Here is a 22,964-nt window from a genome sequence, read left to right as displayed (position 1 = left end):
TTCAGTTGTAGCTGATAGCTCTTCAGAAGACGCCGCCAATAAATCGGAACGTTCATTAATAGAATGAATTAACGTTTTCAATGAAGACGTCATCGTTTCAAAAGCAGAAGACAAGACGGCAATTTCTCGGATGTTCTCTTTTTGAATCGTTACATTTAAATTTCCGTCCGCAATGCTTACCGCATTTTCGGTTAAACGGCGAAGAGGACGAGTAATGCGTTGAATGATGAAAAAAGTTAGAGCAGTTCCAATGACCATTGCAATGATAATGACGACGAGTGTCCGATTCAAAATCGGTTCTGCATCTTCCGCAATTTCAGACTTAGACATCGTTCCAGCAATTTTCCACCCTGTTGCTGCATTCGTAATGTACGTTAATTGCTTCATATCATTGCCCTGTTTATACTCAAGTATTCCTTTGGCAGATTGTCCCATTTCGGTTGTCCATGAACTCGTTGCAACAGACCCTAATTTTTCTGTCGGGTGGATAATATATTCATTTGCTGAGTTCACGACGAATGGATAGCCCTCCCGTCCAATTTTCACTCCTTGAATGGATTGACTCAGTGTCTGCAAATCGATATCAATTCCAACAACCCCTGATTGGTCTCGAAGCTTTTTCGAAATGGTGACAACCATATTCCCTGTCGCTGTGTCTTGATATGGCTTTGACACAATGGCATTTTCACTGTTCCAAGCTTCTTTATACCAATCGCGTTCACGCGGGTCGAAATCTTCCGGCAATTCTACACGCGGATAGACGAACATCGTTCCATTAGTTGTTCCTGCAAATACGTTCAATACTTCTTCATCAAGCATTTCATATTGTTCGAACAACATATAAATATCAGCAAATGTCTCGTCATCCGTTACATTGCCGGCTTCAATTTTAGAGGCAAAGTAATGGATATCATTGACTTTCGGTTGGATGGAACGATTAATCAGGCCGTCGATCAATTTGATGTTTTCTTCAGAGCTGTGCAACACTTTCCGCTCAAGCTCTCCTTTTGCACTGTCATAACCTATGTATCCAATGAAAAGACTCGGTATAATGAGTAAACATGCCGCTAACAGAATTAGCCTCTTTCTAATAGACATTTTGTTAAACATAGTACGTTTCTCCTTCTATTCGCTAATTTTCTCGCTGTGATGATATCATAATAAAAAAGTGCAGAAAATTCAATCTACTTTTCCCTGTCCTTCCACTTGAAGGTGTCCTTTCTCCTACCCTCTTAAACATGAAGAACAGACTAAAATCGGACTTCATCCAACTATACATTTTCCACTCTATAAATGTATTATCGGCACTTCACTTCATCTTTACAATACCTTTACAAATCTTTTTAGTTCTTTTGACCTCTTGCACGAGTTTTCGAAGAATTAACAAAGCAAATAGCACCAGCCTCGTAAAGAGTGGTGCCATTTGCTTTATTTTAGAAGATTTAGTCAAGAAACGTTCATCGGTGGGGGCTCATTCCCCGTCAAGGCTAGATAAAAGGGCATCACCACTCTCAGACACTTTCACATTCGCATATTTCGCCTTTTGTTCCAGTTCGAGCCCTTCTCCCTCGCTAACAAAATAATTTTCAATGCCGTACTCGATGTGACCGCTTCCTTTATAACGTCCTGTTATCCATACATCTACTCCAGATGAAGCCTTCAGTGCGTTTCCTTTCACAAATGTCCCGCTATATTCATAGACTCCTTTTTCATCTTGAATTAAGCCGATGGACACCTTCTCATGAACCAAAGGCTCTGGTTCAAGTGTTAACGTTGAAATCGAGTAGCGAAGAATCATATAGTCGCCTTGCAGCAAGGAACGCGGATCAACGGGCTGAAGTTCGAGTCGAATGGTTTTCCCCTCTGCTAGTAGTGTTTCGCTTTTTACTATCTGCCCGCCTATCATACCGAACTGGATGACAATGATGGCTAAAATCGGCAGCCAGCGCCGGCTTACAAAGCTGACAGAAACACAGCTATCTCCTGACAAACGGTCATATCGTTTCGTCAATAAAAGCAGCAGCAAACCAATAATAAAGAAAGTAATCGATTTGTGCAGCAAGCTCCAAAGAACATCATAGTATTTATACGCAAGATACGCGAACCAAAAGACGACACCGACTCTATATTCAAACAGACGATTTGCCCTAAGCGCATACACGAGAAGAATGGATGTCAAAATAAAATAAAGACTGTTCACTACGAAGTATACGATATTGTTAGTTTCATATAAAAACGTCAGAACAAAAAACGCCATTAACCCGTAAACATAACTATTATGATGAAGAATGACGTTCCGTTCTCCTTGAACGAAGCGGTGAGCAATAAATAACGCGACATTCACTGAAAGTAATAGTAAAAACATTTCCTCCACTTGTACGCCTTCGTTCAGTAAAGAAACCGCCAGCGTGCTCATTCCCGCTAAATAAGTAATGTGCTGAATCGCTCTGCTTGCATATCGGCAAAAAACGAAAATAAACGCACCAAGCAAAAGAAAAGAAAGCGAAAGGTGAGAAAAAATCGCAGCCGGAATCCCCATTAAGTACCCTGTCAATAAAAGCGTATGACGAACGAGCGGATCCCAGGATGATTTCAGCACCGCAGGGAGGATAAAGACAACGAGGGCAAGCATCACGAGAACAGATGACGATACCTCTCCAATGAATAGAAGAAGCACGCCTGCTACTGAGCTTGCTCCGATCACCGACGCCACCCCTGCAATGGCACCGATAAAGATTCGACGTAACCACGACTGTTCTTTTAAGTGTCCTTTCCATTTGCTCAACAGCCAAACCGCAGCCCCCACTAAAATGACAGGAAAGAACGAGGTGAGCAAAAAGATGAATTCGGAGTCGACAAATATAAGGAACGTTACAAATTTAATGATGATAAATAAGGTGATTGCTATTCCAAGCAAAAGAATGGACGTCTTCTTGCTACCTTTTCGCAAAACGTACCAACACCAGCTGCCAAGTATGCTCATATAAAAAACACTCATCACAGACGGAAAAAATTCAAACCATTCTCCCGTTGATAAAACAAGCATAAGGGCGTGAAAAACAGTCGCTCCGAAAAAAGAAAGAATTGGTGAACGAAACAGTCCTTTTTCAATCAGAACAAATAGTGCAATATTGACAAGCGCCGCTCCGAAAAAGAAGCTTCGATACCAATATTCTTCCGCCACTTGAAACCCTGATGACGGAAATAAAAACAGCCATACACTCGCATGAATGAGTATATAGGTAAGCACGTAAAATGGCTGATACTTTGTGACAACGGAAAATAATAGTGCCGGAATGGCCCACACTGCGAACAGCATAAAACTATCGGCATGAGAATTATAAATTTGTCCAAGCAAGGCCACCGTCACACCGAACGTAATCCCCCCAGCAAATAAACAGAGCTCGCTCGTCAATGGCCTTCGTTTAAACAGGATTGTTAATAAGAATGAGCTGCCATAAAATAAAATAAGAAGCCCCATGCTCAGCGTGATTTTCCCCCATCGGTCTATTCCCGCCCAGTTGGCGGCAAAAAAATAAATAATAGCAGAAAGCATCATAGACAGTGCTGCAACATAACCAAACTGAATGAAACGCTCCTTCATATTCTCATCTCCCGTTTGATTTTTCTATATTTTACCACGCAAACAACATAAACACGACCGAGTTCTATCAGCCGTGTTTACGTTGTTGACTATTCATGCCTTATTGACCGTCGGCTCCGCTAGTTGTTACTTTGCGGATATGTTTATCTTCAAAGTTTCGACCGCGAAGCTCATTTACTTTATCGTCAACCAGTTTCTTTTGATCGACTTCTTTTGATGGTTCATTTTTCGGATGACTCATGATCTCTCCTCCTTTTCTTCCTATTGCCCATACTCCTATAGTGTTGCTTGCACAGCTTCAAAATATGACAACCTTCTCTTTTCTAAATGGTTTTAAGTTTTAAAAAAACCGACACGAGATGAATAAAACAGATAGAGGACAGCTATACTAACGGTTATATAACTATCAAGTATAAGGAGACTTGCATATGAAAGTGAAATGCGCCATCTGTAAGCTGCCAAAAGACATGGAAGGAAAAGAAAAAGGAGCGAATTATTGTACGGACTGTTTAGATGTCATTACAAAAGACTATCGGTTCAAATGATAAAGGAATTCCTTTTAACAAAGCAAAAAAGACGAAGAGACGGCCACTTCTTCCTTTCTTCGCCTTTTTTGCTTTGTTATTATCCCGCCCACTTGTACGTGTAGTCGGAATACTCCTCCCATCGGTCATCTTGTTTGTATAAGGGTGTCTGTTCCACTTGGCGGCCATTGTTGGAAAAAGCAGCCCTTTCTTGTTTGTCTATCTTCTGTTCCTCTTTCACAATATGAACAGGTGTATACAATGGAGTCATAGCATACAGTTCCGCAATTTCTCCGTTATACATACGAATACAACCTTGCGATTCGTTCTTTCCGATGCTATCACGGTCATTTGTCCCGTGAATAGCATAGTTGGATAGCTCCATGCCCCTGCTTCCGTATGGACTTTCACCTCTCCCTTGCCCTTGTCCATTCGGATTCATTACTTTCTTTTGTACGGAAAAACTCTTTTCCGGTGTGCGATCATTAGCTCCTAACCCGACTTCATATTCTCGAATTACTATATTTCCAGCTATGAGTTGCAATGTATGCTCACTTTTTAAAATGTAGATTTCTAATGGCGCAAACGGGATGGGTTCTTCCCAATTAACATTCGGCAAGATGGAGTCCGCGACGAGCGCTTCTAATTTCTCCTTTTTTGCTGCCAAATGAGTTGGCGGCTTATACACCCACCCACCGCTTCCCGTAAATGTCGGTACGACCTCATTTGATAACGTCATAGGTTCCTTCGGCAAAGCTGTCAGGTAATTATGAGGAAACGGCTCGGTCAATTCGGATAATTGGTCAGGCATGTACCCTTTTTGAACGACAAATTGGTAAAGCGCACTGCGAATAACGGTCGTTGTCTCCCATATTTCTTGGTCTTCCAAAGACGGAAAGAGTGGTTCAGAGGAGTTGGAAAGATTCGGTCTATATAGCCGGCTGGCATCTTCATCCATCGCTTGTACTAGCGGAGAAGGTGGAGATTGAAGCAACATAAATAAATAAAAGAGAAGGGAAGTCAAGATGCCAAGAAAATAAAAAAGCAGCGCAAGTATCCATACGTCTCTTCGCTTCCACACCCGTCTTGTCATTTTCCCCCTCCTCTGTCAAGCATGTCCTATTACTGCCATTTTATTTTCCAACATGAAAATCATGACAAAAACTTCCGTCCAATAGAAAAAAGGTACATGCTCCACTAAAAGGAGAACATGTACCTTTTTCATCATGTCATTAGTTTTGACGACGCAAATAAAACATACAAATCGTAATAGTAACAAAGCCTGTGAAGGCGAGCAGCGGAATGGTTATAAAACCAAGCCAGTTTATGTACTCTCCGGAGCATGGAATACCGCTTGTACACATTTCAAATTGTTGCAAAGCCGGGATTTTTTGCAAAGCATAATGATAGCCAGACAACAGCATCCCCGCCACCGAAAACGGCAATACGTTTCGATAAGCAGAGCGATCATTGTGATAAAAGGCTATGCCAAGCAAAATCGCTAATGGGTACATTAAAATTCGCTGATACCAGCAAAGGGTGCAAGGAATAAATCCTAACCCTTCGCTAAAAAACAAGCTTCCGAGCGTAGCTGTAAGGGCGGCCGCCCAGCTAACAAGCAGCGATTTACTCATGAGCGTTAGTTCTCCTTCGCCGCTTCTTCAACCATTTCTTTAAACTCGTCAAACGAGCTGCCTTCAAACGGTTTCCCATTTATAAATAAAGCAGGTGTTCCTGTTACACCAAGCTTATTAACAAGGGATAAATCTTTTTGAAGGGCGTCTTTCGCCGTATTTTCTTTAAATGCCGCCATCACTTGTGCGGTTTCTTCCTCCGTGGCAGACTCTTTTAAAAGATCTTCCAAGAACGACTCTGTATACAAATCAATCGTTTCATATTTCAAATCGTCCGGCTGCTTTTCATATAAAGCGTCATGGAATGTCCAAAATGCTTCATTTCCAAGCTCTTGGTAGACCGTTTCTCCAAATAGAGCGGCACGCTCTGAGTCTACATTAATAAATGGAAAATTCATAAAATAAAATTGCGCTTTTCCTGTTTCAATTAATTCTTGTTCGATTAATGGAAAAAAAGATTCACTGAATCGTTTGCAAGCTGGGCATTTATAATCCCCGAATTCGACGATTTGGACTGCTGCTGACTCTTCTCCAACATACGGCTCATTTTCATAGTTAATCGCCACTTCTTTTTGACTGGAGAAATTCCCAAGAAAGATGAGTCCAAGCACACATACGCTAAACAATCCGACGACCCAAAAAATCCATTTAGAAGACGTTTCCGTTTTGTTTTTTTTCTTTTTCTTCGCCATAGCTTCACCCCGTTCGTAAACATTATAGGGACAGGGGAAAATAGAAGTCAAGCGAGAGCTCCTTATCATCCTATCGTGCCCACTCCCTAAAAAAAAAACAGAAGATTAAGAGACGAGAAAAACGGGCATTGAATGTTACAGCCTCATATTAGTAGAATCCTCTCTTTGAAAAGAGATTTTCACGAGACGGAACTTCTATATTTTAATTATTAAGGAGTTGAAGCACTATGAATGATTGGCTTTCGTTTGCCAAGAAATTAAAAGAAGAATTAAAAACGGACAGGGCAACAGGTTTGGCAGCAGAGCAAGCCTATTATTATATGCTATCCATTTTTCCCATGTTGATCTTATTGCTGTCTATCGTTCCCTATCTCTCTATTAACCCCCAGCAAGCTGTTTCGTTTGTTCAAGGCATCATGCCTTCTGAAACAGCAGGCATCTTTGATGAAACGGTCATCTCCATCGTTTCGAAACCGAACAGCGGACTGTTAACGTTCGGGATCCTCGGCACACTTTGGTCCGCTTCGAATGGGATGAATGCCTTTATCCATGCGATGAATGTCGCTTTTGATGTAGAAGAGACTCGTTCCTTCATGAAAGCGAGATTGTTATCCATCGGCTTAACCATTGGTTTGATTTTTGCCTTTTTGATCGCGTTGCTTCTTCCTGTTTTCGGAAACGTTATTTTATATGGCATAACAACGTTCCTGCCTCTTCCTGCCGAAACAGAATTGTTATTTAAAACACTGCGCTGGGTTATTGCCGTTGCTGTTATGGCTTCTGTTCTTGCGGTTTTGTACAGGCTGGCTCCAAATAAGCATTATCCTTTTAAACATGTCCTGCCGGGAGCCATAACAGCAACTATTATATGGCAAATCATTTCCATTGGATTTTCTTATTACGTCAGTCATTTCGGCAATTATTCTGCTACATATGGCAGCTTAGGGGGCGTCATCATTCTTATGCTGTGGCTCTATTTAACCGGATTAGCTCTTGTACTCGGCGGCGAAGTGAACGCCCTCTATCACCGGGAAGCAACAGTTTCCACCCAAAGACAGAAATCAGCGGCATTATGAACGTAAAAAAAGCGGGGAATTTCCTCGCTTTTTTTACTTACGTTTTTGAACTGATTAATCATAAAGCTTGTGATGAAAATATCCGTTTCTTCTTGTAGCCTAAACTATGCTATAATCAACAAACATGACAATTAAAAAGAATCGAGGAATCATATGCTCTCTTTTGAAGAAAAATTACACATTATCGAATCATTCCCTGAATTGGAGCGAAAGAACGTATCGCTTGGACGCGTGAACTTCCATTATGAAGAAAGCGTTATGGATAAAAAGACCGTTGTCTACCATTTACACCCAAACGGCAATGGATTTATATATGCAGGGCAGTTGCCGCAAGCAGCAACAGATGAGAAAGGAATGGTCAACATCCGTGATTATTCCGCCGATGACCTCCGTTCCTTAATCGCTGGTTCTATCCGTTACCTTTCCGGGGGAACAGAAGAATTTACGAAAACAACAGCGGAACAAGCCATTATTGGCGAGGAAGAAGAAGAACGCTGGATTAGCGAAGATGGTCATGTTCTCCTTGTCGTACATGAAAATGAACTTTGGAACGTCTACTCTGGCTTGAATCTGGAAGCTGCATTCGAAACGTATCAAGAAGCTGAAGGTTACATGAAGGAAGAAGGATTTGCACGAAAATAAAGGAACGCGGGTCTCCCCCGCGTTCCTTTATTTTGTCGCCAATGCTGGCTCTTTATCCGCTTGTTCAGTTTTAGATGAATCTTCCGCTTTCGCTTCATTTGACACATCACCTAGCTTGTCCGGGTTAACCGTATCCGCAAGTTCCACACCTGCTTCTTTCACTTTCTCCCCGATGTTGGCTAAGTCTCCTTTCACTTCACTAGCAGCAGACATCGCTTCATTTGACACATCCATCACTTGGTTTACCTTCCCAAATACATCTTCGTTCACACGCTCGTACAAATGTTGGGCATCAGCAATGGCTTGTTTTAATGTATCAGTGGCACTCTTAAATTGTGTAACCATTTGATCCTTCACTTCTCCCGGATTTTCCTTTACTTGCATCCATATATCTTTTGAGGAATCTTTTAAGTCAACTGCTCGCCCTTTTACTTGATTGCGTGTAGCAGAGTCCAACAAAGCAAATACCCCGCCAATCACTCCTCCAATTAAAATGCCTTTTAATAGTTTGCTATTATTCTCATCCGCTGTCATCACTTGTGGTGATTGTCTTTGCTGACTTACTTCTGGTGCAGTTGTACTTGCTGAAGAATTTACATTTACAGGTACAGCCGTCCCTTTTGTCATATTTGTTGTTCCAAGTTCATTATAGGTTGTCATAATTTTCTCTCCTTTTATTTGCTTGATTGTGATTGGTTATTTGTTTCCCGTATCGTTTTTGAATTAAACTTTTTTCCTCCATTTTGTTTGCTCCTCATCTTTCCATGTCGTAACGGGAGGAAAATGGCGGGATTTGGCGTTTACGCTAACTGGATAAAGGAGAGAATCCGAGAAGCGCTATTATCCTCTCATAAAGCAGGAGAGCCACTTTGTGTCCTATGCTTCCAAATGTTAGGATGGAGAAGATTACAAAAACAGAAAGGATTGATTCTTCATTAATATTCTCGATTTAACGTACACGTCGGAAATGGAAAAAGCCATGTTTCAAGCACACGGAATGGGGTACGCCGAATATAGCCGCAAGTTAGATCAGCGCTTGAAGGTGGAACAAGAGCGGGAACAGGAATATTTAAAAAGCAGACGTATAGTAGAGGACATGCGAACCAATCCTTTAATCTAAATATCTCGGATTATAGTTAATATTATTTTCAGCAATGCCAAAACCTCCTGCCTGTTACTAAGGTAGGAGGTTTTGGCATCCTTGAAATCTAATTTGCAGCTTTAAATGTAACAACTATTGGTGAATGTTCATTGCTGCTTATCCGTTGCGTAAGTGTGGGATGACAAATGATGAAGATACAGTCCACAAAACAGATAAAAGTTTGAAAAAGATTTTTAGCAACTATTATGAAAGGAGTACTAAAAAAGAGTATTCATTTAGAAAATTAGAGACTTTCAGAAACAAGTATTCCCTTCTTTTCTGAAAGTCTCATAACTACTCACTTTTATTCCCCACATTATAAGAACCTGTTATGTATTCTCTCAAAGCTCTGCGGAATAAAGCTTTACCTTTTCATAAAAGCTTGTTTTGCAAATGCCGAGCATTTTGGCTGCTTGGAGCTTGTTGCCGTCAGCCGCTTTGAGTGCTTCACGGATGGCTTCTTTTTCCGCTTCGGCAATGACGTCCTTCAATGGCCGAACGGCATGACGAGATGTATCGTTTTCAGCTGTTTGTTTCGTTGGCTGCACTGTCTCGGCTCTTTTCAGTTCTTCCTCTTGCAAATAGAGCGGTAAATGTGTCATACGGACGATCGTTCCATCAAGCACATTCACAGCACGTTCCAATACATTTTCAAGCTCACGAATGTTTCCTGGCCATGAATGGCGAAGAAGTCGCTGCTCTACTTCTTTTGACAAACTGATGCCGTCACGATGGAATTTTCGCCCAAGCTTTTTCAACAACATGAAGGCAAGAGGCACAATGTCTTCCGTTCGTTCTTGGAGCGGTGGAATGTCAATTTTCACGACATTTAGCCGGTAGTACAAATCTTGGCGGAACGTCCCTTCTTCTACCATTTGTTCAAGGTTTTGATGCGTCGCGGCAATTACTCGAACATCAACTGGAATGGGCGCGCGTCCCCCAATTTTTTCAATTTCTTTTTCTTGCAGTACACGAAGAAGTTTGCTTTGCATCGAAAGCGGCATGTCCCCAATTTCATCAAGAAACAATGTTCCACGGTGAGCAAGCTCAAACTTCCCTTTCTTTCCGCCTCGCTTCGCACCGGTAAAGGCCCCTTCTTCATAGCCGAACATTTCCGACTCTAATAAATCATCAGGAATGGAAGCACAGTTAATTCGCACAAATGGAAATTGGCCGCGCGGACTTGCGTGGTGAATCGCATGAGCAAACAACTCTTTCCCTGTACCAGATTCCCCCAGAATTAAAACAGAAGACTGGCTGCCAGATACTCGTTCAGCCAGTTTTTTCGCTTCTAAAAAAGCTTGATTGCTGCCGATCAAATCATCAAAGCGATATTTGCTTCGCAGCTCTTTTTCAAATTTATTTTTATAGTATGTGAGTTCCTCCAATAGCGGCTGAACTTTTTGTGAATAATCAAGCCAGTCTTGCGAATTACGGAACATAACGGTCCCAACCGCGCCGACAAGCTCTTCGTTTACATATAAAGGATAACGATTAGCAATCATTTCGCTCCCTTTTATCGATTGAATAGAGGCGACTTCAGCTTGTCCTGTTTTTAAAACGTAATGCATCCTCGTATTTTCAATGACATCTGTTACTTCTTTTCCGTATATTTCATCTAATGTCGTCTGCAAAAAGCGGCAGTAGGCTTCATTCATGTATTGAATGCGGCCGTTTCGGTCAACGACGACAATCCATTCTGCGGCTACGTTAACAATTTCTTCGAGCCACTCATACGGTAATTTGCTTACTTTCGTTTTCATGAAGACGTTCTCTCCCTTTTTCTAGGTTGCCATTTATTCCATGATAGCACAGAAATTGCTCTTTCTGGGAAAAGACCTCTCGCTCATTCCTTCTTTTTCCTTAACGATGGCGAAAGGTCCTCTCTGAAGCCTTCTGTTCATGTTCAATTTGTACTCGTATAGTGAAACGACTGCCAAAACTGTCCGTTAACATCAATAATATCCATAATATCAGCAAACGGAATCGGAAATGTCGGAAAACCAGCAGCATACGGGGCAATGTCATAAGGGGTAAAATAAAGGTGAAGAGTATCTTCTGTAACATAAAACGGCTGATCCGGCGCAATTCCTTTATAGCTGTCAGGAAAAACGTACGAATACTCCGGGTTTGTTTTAATTTCCTGTGCAATGATGTCGCTAAGCACTTTTACATAATCACTGTTTTGTTGAAATAAATCCTTTAACTCATAAAACTGACCATTCGTTAAATTGATATGGGGATATATGCGTGAAGGCATGCCGTGGGCGGCTCCAAACGGGTAGTCATAGCCCGATAGCTCCAGAACAAGCAATTTCTTTTTAAAAAAAGTGACCGAAAAATCTCCCGTATAAGACGAGGTCAGCTGGGCGTTCGGGTTCATTTTTTTCACACGGGATAATTCCTTTAGCTTCTTATTCACCCGCTTTTGAACAGCGTTCAGCAAAACCCCTTCCACTTGTGGATAATACACTAGATAATCTTTATTCGGTTTATACTTCCGCTCGCTTAATCTATATTGTTGATTAAGGGGAATCGTCGTGTTTTGCTTATAAATTAATTTCCCCGTTAAATCGTAATAGGAGAGACGCTGATCGATGAATGCTTTAATGACCGAACCAACGAATGAAAGAGAGCCTGTTCCGGATACAACAGGAAAACGCTGTGCCACGGCTCCACTTTTATCGAGGAAAAAAGTATGTTCATCATTATAAGCGGACGCATACCCTTTCTCGTACGGCCACACTCCTTTATAGAGAAAATCCGTCAGCTGTGCTCCACTTGTATCGGCAATGGCATAGATGGAACCGAGAAACGGCTGTGCATCATCGATTGCTTTGCCAATAGCGACACGGTTTTCTCCAAGCAGATTAATATCATTATAGAGCGGCTCAATGATAAACTCGCCCGTCTTATTAATAAGCCCGTAGCGATTACGATAATCTTCCGCCATGTTCACAACTGCCCGCCCGTCTTTAAACGGCTGTGCTCCTGTGTAGCGAGGCGAAATGACAATCGTTCCTTTTTCATCAATGTATCCGTACTTCTCATGCATCTGTGGCTGAAACACCATCAATCCTTCACTTAAGCTGCCAACAAACTCATAAGGGTATACGTGCAGTTCAACCCCATCTTCATTAATTAAGGCATAGCGATTGTCTGCTAATTTGACTACTGCTTTTCCCTCTTCAAATTCTCCGGCAGTTTCATATTGCGCAGGAATGATTTCTTCTCCGTCTAAATTTAAAAAACCGTATGCCGTTTTGCCATCTGCTCCTATGTCCGAAAAAAGTGCTCGCCCGTCTTTGTAGGACGCAATAAACCGATATGGTTTTTTCGTCTTTTTTACCCCGTCTTCATCAATCACATGAAAATGGTTTTCCTCGATGACGACCGCTCGCTTTTCACGAAATGGCTGAATCATTTCATATTGCGGCTCTATCACATACTGTCCCGACCGGTCGATAAGCCCATACCGCTCGCCTGATTGGACAATGGCCAGCCCATTTTCCTGAAAATCTTCCGCATCCTCGTAATGTGGTCGAATGCGCCATTGCCCCGTCCCATCAATATACCCCCATTTCATTCCGCTCTTCAGCTTCACAGAGGCAGGATAAAGCAATAATTCCCTCACTACGCGCTTTCCGCTATATATTGTTTGTTCAATCAGTTCCCCGAAATACGGCAAAGATGGTGGAACAAGCTGAACTGCTTTCCGTTCATTCCGCATCGCTTTAAACTCCTTCTACAATAAATTCTTTATTCCTTTATCATATGGGCACAAAGCAAAAAGGTACGTTGACCACGGATTTCCGGTTTTCTTTTCGTTCAGTCCACTCGTTCCCTTTCTAGTTTTTCAACCACAAAAAAAGTGGAAACAATCGCTTGTCCCCACTTTTTCCGTATCGATTATACTAATCCAGTTAATGTATAAAGACCGATGATGACGAATACGGCTAATGTTTTAATGATCGTAATCGCAAAGATGTCACGGTATGCTTGACGGTGTGTTAAACCTGTTACCGCTAAAAGCGTGATGACTGCTCCGTTATGTGGAAGTGTGTCCATTCCGCCTGATGCCATGGAAATAACACGGTGCATAACTTCCGGTGGAATGTTGAACTTTTCGATCGCTTCCATGTACTTTTCAGACATAGCACTTAAAGCAATCCCCATCCCGCCGGATGCCGAACCTGTTACACCAGCAAGTGTCGTAGTTGTAACGGCCCCGTTGACAAGCGGGTTGGTGAACGTTTCAGAGATTCCTTTACTAATGACTCCAAACCCTGGCAAGGAAGAGATGACGCCACCAAATCCATATTCCGCTCCTGTATTCATCGCCGCAAGCAAGGCTCCGCCGATGCTCGCATTAATGCCGGCCTGGAAGTTCACTTTTACTTTTTTCCAATCAAATAAAAGCGTCGCAATAATCCCTGTTACAAGTGCCATTTCAACAGACCAAATGGCTAAAACGGAAGACAACTCCACTTTTCCGAAAGACTCAAGCCCAATTTTCGCAAAATCAAAGCCGTCTGGATACCAATTTGGAAGAGAAACGGTAAAGAATTTGTTCATTACACCAACAAGAATAAGCGGCACAAACGCCAAAATTTTACGTGAAACTGTTGGCGAAATGTCAATTGATGGTTTTGGTACATCTGCTTGTGCAACCGCTTCTGCAGCGGCCGCCGTTTCCGCTCCGTCAAAACCGTAATACCCTTCACCTGTCGCTTCTGCTTTTTTACGGCGTGATTCTAAATACAGCATCCCTAAAATTAAAACGAAAATCGCCCCTGTGATGCCGAGGATCGGTGCTGCGTAAATATCCGTTTTGAAAAACGTTGTTGGAATCACGTTTTGAATTTGCGGGGTACCTGGCAAGGCATCCATCGTAAATGTGAAAGCCCCGAGCGCAATCGTACCCGGAATGAGACGTTTTGGAATGTTCGCTTCACGGAACAAGTTAGCCGCAAACGGGTAAATCGCAAATACAACAACGAAAAGACTAACCCCGCTGTACGTTAAAATGGCCCCCATAATGACAATAGCCAAAATGGCGCGCTTCGCTCCGACTAATTGAACAATGGTTTTTGCAATCGTTTCCGCTAAGCCGGACATTTCCACGACTTTACCGAAAATAGCACCAAGCAGGAAAACAGGAAAATATAATTTAATAAAGCCGACCATTTTTTCCATGAAAATATTCGAAAAGAATGGAAGTACAAAGCTTGGTTCCGTTAATAAAACGGCAAACAATGCGCATATCGGAGCAAATAAAATTACGGAAAAGCCGCGATATGCTACGAACATTAAAAGACCGAGCGATAAAAGTATGACGATAAATTCCATAAAAATCCCCCTTTTCTTATGTATAGCTAATTTTTAGACCTGTAGTATCCCCTGTATTCGGCCTAAATCAGGAAGCGTTTTCAAACGTTTCTGACAATAGATGAAGTTCCATTTCTTCTCCTGCCACGAGAAAACGTTTGTCCCACTCTTTATTCCTTGCAATATTCATGCCAACTTTTTCATCTTCGTCATTTGTTCACAAAATGTATGAAAAAAAGGGATTTTCATATGTACGGCTTCGATTTTGGAGTTTATTTTTCCGTTTTTACGGAATTATCTCTTATTGACTTTTCCACAAAAACGGAAACTTCCGCTTTTGCGGAAAAATTTCAATCGTTTGTTTTTTACTAAAAAAAGCGCCCAAAAACGGATCAATCGTTTTTGGGCGCTTTTCTCACAATTAGTTCTTCTTTTTAAACACTTTTTTTGGTCGAGGTTTTTTTTGCGTTTTCTTCAATTCGCTCTGTTCTTCTTCATTCACAATTTTCCCCATGTACAGCACTTTTTTCTGCGCGGTAATACCTAATTCACGAGCAAATTGCTTTAATACTCGCTCCTCGCGCTCCGTTACAATGGAGATAACAGTTCCTTCCGCACCTTGACGCCCTGTGCGTCCTGAGCGGTGAACATATTGTTTTACATCTTTTGGGAAATCAACATGAATAACATGTGTAAGCCCTTGAATATCCAACCCTCTTGCCGCTACGTCTGTAGCGAATAATAACGGTGACTTGCCGCTGCGGAAGTTTTTTAAGGCTGCTGCGCGCTCTTCTTTTTTCGAATCTCCGTGCAACACGCCTGGTGCAATACCTTTATATTCCAGCTTTTCTTTATAAACCGTCAAGTTGGCAATGTCTTTAATAAATGCGAGTGCCTTGAAAGAATCGACATGAAGCAAGCGGCGCAGCATCTCAAGCTTGTCTCGTTGCTCGCAAACGAAGTAAAGATGGTCCACCTTAGACGGCGGCATGTCATCTGCCGTAACTTTGACCGTCTCTGGCTCATTCATAAACTCTTTCGCAATCGTCTCCGTCTGAACCGGAAGCGTTGCCGAGAACAGAACGATTTGTCTATCTGCCATCGTTGCTTTCACAATGTTTTTAACCGTCTGCAAATGTTCAGGGACGAGAAGCTGATCGCCTTCATCAAGGGCAATGGTTTTCACTTGATGCATTTTCAATTTTTTCATTGTAATAAGCTCTTGAATGCGGCCAGGTGTTCCAACCACAACATGTGGCGACTTTTTCAATTTATCGAGCTGTCTTTGCATATTCGCTCCGCCGATTAACGACGTATTCGTAATGCCGCTTCCTTGTGACCATGTTTGAATCACTTGCAAAATTTGCATCACTAATTCACGAGAAGGCGCTACAATAATCGCTTGTGTATTTTGCTTTTTCGGGTCAATTTTCTCTAACAGCGGCAGCAAATAAGTAATGGTCTTTCCTGTCCCAGTCGGGGATTCCGCCATTACATCTTTTCCTTCTAGCATAAGCGGAATCGCTTTTTCTTGAATGGGCGTTGCTTGTTCAAAGCCGGATTTGTTCCACGCCTCTTGTAAAAATGGTTTCATTGTCGTTAAAAATGCTGACATAGTTGTCTCCTTTGTATCAAACTCATAGTTTATTTATGTCGTTTCGTTCGGCTTCGGCTCGACCGGGAACTTTGCGGTCCTCTTGACGAGCGACTTGAGCCGGATGGATTGGATGCTCGGGTTGTTCGCTTTTCATTGTCTCGCTTCGGTGCAGACGTTTGATTACGTACTCGTGCCGGTTTTTCTGAGCGGTCCTGCTCCTTCGGCTTCACAATCCCTTCTACTTCCTTCCGTTTGATCGCCCCTTTTGTTCCTTTTTCGATCATTTGCAAATAGCCGCGATCTTTTGGTGTAGCAAATGTTACAGCAATGCCTTTTCCACCTGCTCGTCCTGTTCGGCCAATTCGATGAATATAGCTTTCCATATCTTCTGGAATATCATAATTGAACACATGTGTGACGCCTTCTACGTCCAACCCGCGCGCTGCCACATCTGTTGCAATTAAAAACTGAAGTTCCGCCTCACGAAATCGCTTCATTACTCGTTCGCGCTTTCCTTGCGATAAATCGCCATGAAGCTCATCAGTATTGTAGCCGAGTGCTTTCAGCTGTTCATTCAGCTTGCTCACCCGTCGCTTCGTCCGACAAAAAATAATTGCTAAAAACGGACGGTATAAATCCAACATATGACGCAATGCGTCTTGCTTCGCACGATCCGTCGTTTCAATAAGGATTTGTTTAATGTCTTTCACGATTATTTGACTTCCCTCTACCTTAATATCACGAGGGTTCTTCATATGTGTACGGGCAAGTGTACGAATTTCCTCTGGCATTGTTGCTGAAAACAACATCGTTTGACGATTAGCTGATGTTTGGCGAATAATATCTTCCACTTCGTTTAAAAACCCAATATGAAGCATTTGATCCGCTTCGTCGAGAACAAGCATCGAAACGGATGAAAGGTCAATCGTTCCGCGGCGCAAATGGTCAAGAAGACGGCCAGGCGTCCCGATGACAAGGTGCACATGACCATCCAGTTTCTTAATTTGCTGTTCCACATCTTGCCCGCCGTAAACAGCAAGCACCCGCACATCATCGCTTTCTGAAACGAGTTTATTCACTTCTTCCGTAATTTGAAGCGCCAGCTCGCGCGTCGGTGCGACTACTAATCCTTGAATGTGGGGAGCTTTACTATCAATGCGCTCAAGCATCGGCAAAATAAACGCAAGAGTTTTCCCTGTTCCCGTTTGCGCCTGAGCGATGACATCCTCACCTTCCAGTACGACCGGAATCGTCTGTTCTTGAATAGGAGTTGGCTCCGCAATCCCATTTTTTCTTAATGCATCATTCCAATGCGGCTGTATCCCTAATGTTAAAAAATTCGGCAATGTATTGCCTCCTTCAAGTATAATCGTTTCCTAAAAAGAATCATGGACTTTCATCTTACGCTTTCTCATTTTTTCATGTCAAGACAATGTCTTCCAATTCAAGTGAACGAGCACGAAAAAAAGAAGATTATAATCAAATTATGTTCATTTCTGCCACAGAACCAGTACCGCCAACAAAGATTGGAAGCGAGGTCGGCTAAATCTATATTCAAGGAGTCGGCTACACGCTTTCGGTTCACTTCCTCTGCAAACAAAGGGAATGGTTGAGCCCAAAAGATAAAACCATCTGCTTGGACTTCTACTTCTAATATGCCTGCTTTCGTTTCTTATGTATACATCCCTTGTTAAGGGTATAAACTTCAATCTCCATTTTTCTCCCCCTTTTCTCTTCTAAACGTATCATATGGCCGCATGAAGCGATATGAAAAAAAGCTTTCAAGCGCATGTCTTGAAAGCCGTACAAAATATTTTTCTTTCTCCGTTCACTCACTTTCTTCAGAAAAGCCCGCAAAGATTTGTTTGAGCACATCTAAGCCGTCAAACGTAATCCACTCTTCCACCACTTTTTCCTGACGAATCCGTAAATGATTAATGCCAAGAATGTCGACAGGTTTGCCGCTTGGGGACCCGAAATAGCCAATTCCTTCATGCAGGCCGGCAAGACGCCATCTCACTGCCACATCCCACTCATCGTCTGCAAACCGTTTGTTACACGTTACGCGGTCAATCATAAAGCGGGCGTTCGGAAACGAAGCGAACAGACTAATTAACATCCCTTGAATTTGCTGGAACCCGACTAAATCTTTATCGCAAATGTAATGCACCACCGCATTGTCTGCATAAAAATCTTTCACATAGTTAAACAAACGTCTTTCATAAATGTTATTGTACAATTGCAGAATGAATTCTCCCGCTTCAAAGCTTTCCGATTCCGAAACATACACTTCTGGCACAAATTGTCCTTGTCTCGTTTCACTTAATCCGAAGTGAGATTGAAGCGTTTGCCCTTGTTTCGCTTCCGCTGCCGCCATGTTTTTCGCCAACTCGATTGGATCAAATCCTAGCTGTTTCACAAGACTTAAATTATCTCGCACAAGCCATTCTTCGACGACACGATTGGAGTGGCAAAAGCAGTCAACAACTGTTCGGAACGATACCTTTTTATTCGTAGCAGGACCAAAAGAGCTGTCCCCTAAATTCGTAGCGGTCGATAAAATGCGGTGGGAAGATAAGAAACCTTCCTTGTCATTACCAGACCAAATCACATTTTCTCCCATAAGGCGACGATCAGGAAAAGCATGCAGCGTTTGAATCGTGTTAGACACCACCGCATTGATGCCTTGTAAATTCACGCTGCCGCAATGCATCGTCACATCGTTATGGTACGTGTCATAAATAACGCCAATTCCTTTTTCTTCCCAAATACGGTGCGTAATTTTCATAATATAGTCAACAAAATCGACATACTCGTCATCAAAGCCTTCCATGCTTTGCTTTCGTTTCTTCGGTTGACTAAACGTATTGTAATCATGAAATCCGACCATATGTACTTCGTTACTATCCCCATAGAAAACTTTCTGCTGAAAAGGATGCTTCTTTTTTTCTTCATTTTTCACTTCAACGTCTAATGTCATAGTCACTCTCTCCTTTTCCTTTCATTTGTTGTGAACAGCTGATTTATTCGTATACGGCTCTGCGGCTTGAACAAAGGAAGAAAAAGCAGACGCCATCATCGCTGTACCAACGATGCCCACATAGACTGCTCCTTTATCAAACTCCCCACGCATTACATTTTCGTTTCCTGCTACTGTCCCAATTGGCACATTCAACGCTTCGGCTTTCTTATACAGAAGCGAAATCGCCTGTTGCACGTCTTCATGATGCGGGCCATCCAAATACCCCATATTCACGGATAAGTCCGTTGAACCGAGAAATGCCATATCGATCCCGTCAACACTCATAATCTCTTCAAAGTTGTCCACAGCGGTCGGCGTCTCAATATGAGCAATGACTAAAATCTCGTCGTTAGACGATGTGAAAAAGGAACCGCCGGCATCTTTTCCGTACCGTGCTGCACGATGAGCATAAGCCGCGCCCCGCTCTCCTAATGGAGGAAATTTAGCCCTTCTTACTGCTTGAATTGCATCCTCTTTCGTGTTCACCATCGGCACTTGAATGCCTTTTGCCCCACGATCGAGTGCCTTTTGAATACTCGCTTGGTCATATGACACACGCACAATCGGGGTCAAATTCACGAGTTCAGCTGTACGAATCATATTTTCAAGCTCACTATAACTAAAAGCACCGTGCTCATCATCAATAACAATAAAGTCGAAGCCTGCATACCCGAGCATTTCCACAATCGCCGGTGAATAAAAACCTAAAAACACACCAGCCACTTTTTGACGATTTCGGATTTTTTCTTTTAATAAATTGCCCATCTTTCCATCCCCTATTCTATGAATGTGCGAGTCTATTACATTTCTTTGTCATTAATGAGCCATTGACGCAATGCTTCTGTCACGGCAGTTGGCTGCTCCAATGTCGTCATATGTCCGCTGTCTTCAATGATGGTAAGCTGCGCTTCAGGAATCATGTCTCGCATTTCTTCATGCATACCGACCGTGCACAGCACATCTTGACGCCCTGTTAAAAGAAGAGTTGGGCATGAAATCGCCGGCAATACATCCCGGCCATCAGGTCTGTTCATGAGCGCGGTCATCTGCTGGATCATCGTCTCCTTTCCAACACTTTCCGCCATATTGAGAATCGTTGAGACCATCTCTTTATCGTTGTTGCGTTCAGGATGAATCATATTGGGAAGCAAATACTTCGGCGTAATCGCGGAAAATTGACCGTCATGAGCCATTTGGATGAACATTTTCCATCCGTCAATTTGTTCCTGACGAGGAGGGTTTGGATTTGTGTCCATAAGTGCCAGCTTTTGCACACGATTCGGAGCTTGTCGCATTATTTCAATGGCAACGATTCCCCCCATCGAAAATCCCGCTAACGCAAACCTTTCTGGTGCTTGTGCTAATACGGTTTGTGCCATCGCTTGAATCGAATTTTGCTCTAATGCAATTACCGCACAAGCGGCAACATCACTTAGTTCGTTCATTTGCTGCTGCCACATTTGCGCATCACACAATGTTCCCGGCAAAAGCAGCAATGGTGTTTTGCTCATCTCCATTTTCCTCCCTTAATGATGGGGTGCACGTCCTGTCGTTTTACGGATCATTAATTCTGGCTCCAGTACAATTTGAATTGGTGTGCCTTTTGCCTCTTCTTCTTGAATTAAGGAGACCAGTTTTTGTAAAGCGAGTGCCGCCATCTTTTCTTTATGCTGGGCAATCGTCGTCAGGCCAATATAAGCATTAGACGCAACATTAATATCATCAAAACCAACAATAGAGATATCTTCAGGTACTCGGAGGTGAAGGTTTGTCACCGCATCTAAGACGGCTAATGCCATTTGGTCAGAAATTGCAAAGAAGCTTGTTGGACGATTGTCCTGCGAAAGAATGCGTGTAGTGAAATCAAATACTTTTTCGTATGAAAATACATCTTGATAAACAAACTGTTCCTCTAACGGAATACCGAAGCTTTTCAGCGCCCGTTTATAGCCGTTCATCCGCTGAACCATTGCGTAAAAAGTAGATGGTCCCGCAATAAAGGCAATTTTGCGGTGGCCAAGCTGAATTAAATGTTCTGTTGCAATATACGCCCCTTTTTCATTGTCCACAATGACATAATTCATCTCATCACTATCGAGTGCTGTGTTGTATAAAACAACGGGAAATTGAGATTGATACAACTGTTCAATCTGTTGATTATGTTTATTTGTAGACGCAATAATCATCCCATCTACCCGTTTTCCAATCAGTGTTTGAATCGATTTTTCCAACAGTGCATCTTGATGATTCGTATTGCAAATGACGACATCATACCCCATTTCTGAAGCTTGTTTCATAATGACACCCGTTGACTCGGCAAAAAACGGATTGACAATATCTCCGACAATTAAACCAATCGTATTTGTTCGTTTTTGCGCCAATCCTCTTGCAATTTCATCTCTCGTAAATCCTAGTTCTTCAATCGCTTCTAATACTTTTTTTCGAGTTTCTTCTTTAATAAAAGGATAATTGTTAAGTACACGCGATACAGTCGATTGGGATACTCCTGCTTTTTTTGCTACATCATATGCACTGACTCTCATGTTTTCCTTATGCCTCCTTATCATTGACAAAGCAGATGAACAAGCAGATGCCCCCGCCCCTTCATCTGCTATCGCCAAAAGCGGGAGTCTAGTTGCCTGCAGCTTCCATTACTTCTTGAGACCATTCTACTGCGACCCGCTCATCACCGCCACACACTACATGCAAGAAGCCTGTTTCCGCTCCTGTACATTCAATGCTTCTGTATAGACCTTTCGGGACGGACATAATGTCTCGTTCTTTTAAAATAACTTCGCCCTCTTCCCCGTCTTCTCCTTTCCATGCGACCTTCCATTGTCCGCGATGTACCATCAATACTTGCGGAACCTCTAATCGATGGAACTTAAAACCGTTCCCTGGGTCTGCTTCGACTAATTCTAATGAGAAGCTGTGCGGATTCGTCACCATCGCTGGACGATCCCCAGATGCCATTCCATCGCCAATAATGCCGCAGCTTTTTTCTCTCCGCCCGGAAGGTGTGAATCAACATAAGCCCCTTCAACCGGTTTTCGGTCTTTAAAACGGAAAACACGTGCTTCCATGTCCTCTATGCTTACTTTTCTCATTTGCGCAAGTTCTTCCTCAGAAATGGGTGTAATCACTTTGCCATCTTCCGGTACGCCCATTCCCGCAAGTGTATCGATAAGGCGTCCATCCTCTAGCAATACAAGACCGTGCCCTTTCGCATCTTCCAGCACTTTCGGCGCCCAAATCACTTTTCCTGGATTATCCTCTCCTAGGATACAAAGTAAAAAACCGTCATCGCTGCCGATGTTTTGAAATCCGCGGAACATGTTAGTCGGCAAAGAAATGATATCCCCGTCTGTTAATATTGCTTCCCCTTCTTTGCCATCGACTCCCCAAACAAATGACCACGTGCCTTTTGAAACAATAAACACTTCTGCGGTCTCATGAGAGTGAAGTGAATTAACGCAGCCATTCGGCATTGCTGCTGCGCCGATATTGAATCCGTGCGCTTCCTTTAAGTTGATAAAACGATTGCTGCTTTCTGACACACCTGGGCCGATAATGGTATAATTTTCTTTTCGGTCCGACCCTGGTGTACGCGCATCGATAAATGCCGTTTTGTCCGCCACTAAATCTTCCTTGCGAATAATACGCTTTCTCATTTTCTCACTCAATCCCACTGTTTTCATACTTTC

Annotated in this window: 20 protein-coding genes and 1 pseudogene; 3 read left to right on the top strand and 18 right to left on the bottom strand. The window is 42.6% G+C overall.

Annotated features, from left to right (window positions below):
• Positions 1-87: 87 nt before the first annotated feature.
• The 6 genes and pseudogenes from ACXAEO_RS06925 to ACXAEO_RS06900 form a co-directional block, all read right to left on the bottom strand.
• Positions 88-840, bottom strand: a pseudogene (locus tag ACXAEO_RS06925) (cache domain-containing protein); the annotation flags it as partial.
• A gap of 631 nt (positions 841-1,471) precedes the next feature.
• Positions 1,472-3,604 carry a GDYXXLXY domain-containing protein gene (locus tag ACXAEO_RS06920; protein ID WP_474879580.1) on the bottom strand — a complete coding sequence of 711 codons (2,133 nt, stop codon included), beginning with the start codon at positions 3,602-3,604 and terminating at the stop codon, positions 1,472-1,474.
• 100 nt (positions 3,605-3,704) lie between these two features.
• Positions 3,705-3,845, bottom strand: a complete 141-nt coding sequence (locus tag ACXAEO_RS06915) for a hypothetical protein (RefSeq protein WP_474879578.1) — start codon at positions 3,843-3,845, stop codon at positions 3,705-3,707.
• A 383-nt stretch (positions 3,846-4,228) separates the two neighbouring features.
• Entirely contained in the window at positions 4,229-5,221 is a 993-nt protein-coding gene (locus ACXAEO_RS06910; protein WP_474879576.1) for a L,D-transpeptidase family protein, read from the bottom strand.
• Between the two features lie 139 nt (positions 5,222-5,360).
• The gene (locus ACXAEO_RS06905) at positions 5,361-5,762 is read right to left on the bottom strand and encodes a disulfide oxidoreductase (RefSeq protein WP_474879574.1); all 402 of its coding nucleotides are present in this window, start codon (positions 5,760-5,762) and stop codon (positions 5,361-5,363) included.
• A gap of 5 nt (positions 5,763-5,767) precedes the next feature.
• On the bottom strand, positions 5,768-6,454 hold the full coding sequence (locus ACXAEO_RS06900; protein ID WP_474879571.1) for a DsbA family protein: 687 nt from the start codon (positions 6,452-6,454) through the stop codon (positions 5,768-5,770).
• A 227-nt stretch (positions 6,455-6,681) separates the two neighbouring features.
• Between ACXAEO_RS06900 and ACXAEO_RS06895 the strand changes: the two genes are divergently transcribed.
• Together ACXAEO_RS06895 and ACXAEO_RS06890 are read left to right on the top strand one after the other, a co-directional pair.
• A complete protein-coding gene (locus tag ACXAEO_RS06895; RefSeq protein ID WP_474879569.1) occupies positions 6,682-7,530 on the top strand; it encodes a YihY/virulence factor BrkB family protein in 849 nt (282 codons plus the stop codon).
• Positions 7,531-7,683: 153 nt separating this feature from the next.
• Positions 7,684-8,172, top strand: a complete 489-nt coding sequence (locus ACXAEO_RS06890; protein WP_474879566.1) for a hypothetical protein — start codon at positions 7,684-7,686, stop codon at positions 8,170-8,172.
• Between the two features lie 27 nt (positions 8,173-8,199).
• Here ACXAEO_RS06890 and ACXAEO_RS06885 read toward each other — a convergent pair whose 3' ends face one another.
• A complete protein-coding gene (locus ACXAEO_RS06885; protein ID WP_474879563.1) occupies positions 8,200-8,832 on the bottom strand; it encodes a hypothetical protein in 633 nt (210 codons plus the stop codon).
• A 319-nt stretch (positions 8,833-9,151) separates the two neighbouring features.
• Between ACXAEO_RS06885 and ACXAEO_RS06880 the strand changes: the two genes are divergently transcribed.
• Positions 9,152-9,292, top strand: a complete 141-nt coding sequence (locus ACXAEO_RS06880; protein ID WP_474879561.1) for a YuzK family famiily protein — start codon at positions 9,152-9,154, stop codon at positions 9,290-9,292.
• A gap of 362 nt (positions 9,293-9,654) precedes the next feature.
• On the opposite strand, the gene ACXAEO_RS06875 is transcribed toward ACXAEO_RS06880, so the two are convergent.
• The 11 genes from ACXAEO_RS06875 to ACXAEO_RS06825 form a co-directional block, all read right to left on the bottom strand.
• Positions 9,655-11,076 carry a sigma-54 interaction domain-containing protein gene (locus ACXAEO_RS06875; protein ID WP_474879558.1) on the bottom strand — a complete coding sequence of 474 codons (1,422 nt, stop codon included), beginning with the start codon at positions 11,074-11,076 and terminating at the stop codon, positions 9,655-9,657.
• Positions 11,077-11,219: 143 nt separating this feature from the next.
• Complete coding sequence (locus tag ACXAEO_RS06870; RefSeq protein WP_474879555.1) at positions 11,220-13,043, bottom strand: WG repeat-containing protein; 1,824 nt, start codon at positions 13,041-13,043, stop codon at positions 11,220-11,222.
• 179 nt (positions 13,044-13,222) lie between these two features.
• The gene (locus tag ACXAEO_RS06865; protein ID WP_474879552.1) at positions 13,223-14,662 is read right to left on the bottom strand and encodes a GntP family permease; all 1,440 of its coding nucleotides are present in this window, start codon (positions 14,660-14,662) and stop codon (positions 13,223-13,225) included.
• Between the two features lie 400 nt (positions 14,663-15,062).
• Positions 15,063-16,256 (bottom strand): DEAD/DEAH box helicase, encoded by a 1,194-nt coding sequence (locus tag ACXAEO_RS06860; RefSeq protein ID WP_474879550.1) that lies wholly within the window; start codon positions 16,254-16,256, stop codon positions 15,063-15,065.
• Between the two features lie 29 nt (positions 16,257-16,285).
• Positions 16,286-17,584, bottom strand: coding sequence for a DEAD/DEAH box helicase (locus ACXAEO_RS06855; RefSeq protein ID WP_474879548.1), 1,299 nt, complete (start codon positions 17,582-17,584; stop codon positions 16,286-16,288).
• Positions 17,585-18,066: 482 nt separating this feature from the next.
• Positions 18,067-19,218: an ester cyclase gene (locus ACXAEO_RS06850; RefSeq protein ID WP_474879546.1), complete on the bottom strand. Its 1,152-nt coding sequence runs from the start codon at positions 19,216-19,218 to the stop codon at positions 18,067-18,069.
• A 21-nt stretch (positions 19,219-19,239) separates the two neighbouring features.
• Positions 19,240-20,025, bottom strand: a complete 786-nt coding sequence (locus tag ACXAEO_RS06845; protein ID WP_474879544.1) for an HpcH/HpaI aldolase family protein — start codon at positions 20,023-20,025, stop codon at positions 19,240-19,242.
• Between the two features lie 35 nt (positions 20,026-20,060).
• Positions 20,061-20,771: an alpha/beta fold hydrolase gene (locus tag ACXAEO_RS06840; protein ID WP_474879541.1), complete on the bottom strand. Its 711-nt coding sequence runs from the start codon at positions 20,769-20,771 to the stop codon at positions 20,061-20,063.
• A gap of 15 nt (positions 20,772-20,786) precedes the next feature.
• Entirely contained in the window at positions 20,787-21,803 is a 1,017-nt protein-coding gene (locus ACXAEO_RS06835) for a LacI family DNA-binding transcriptional regulator (protein ID WP_474879539.1), read from the bottom strand.
• Between the two features lie 88 nt (positions 21,804-21,891).
• Positions 21,892-22,233, bottom strand: a complete 342-nt coding sequence (locus ACXAEO_RS06830) for a cupin domain-containing protein (protein ID WP_474879537.1) — start codon at positions 22,231-22,233, stop codon at positions 21,892-21,894.
• The gene (locus ACXAEO_RS06825) at positions 22,203-22,958 is read right to left on the bottom strand and encodes a cupin domain-containing protein (protein ID WP_474879535.1); all 756 of its coding nucleotides are present in this window, start codon (positions 22,956-22,958) and stop codon (positions 22,203-22,205) included. Before ACXAEO_RS06825 ends, ACXAEO_RS06830 begins: the two co-directional genes overlap by 31 nt.
• Between the last annotated feature and the right edge of the window lie 6 nt (positions 22,959-22,964).

The sequence above is a fragment of the Bacillus sp. ABA4_010 genome (assembly GCF_056159105.1).
This window is presented reverse-complemented; position numbering and strand designations above follow the sequence as displayed.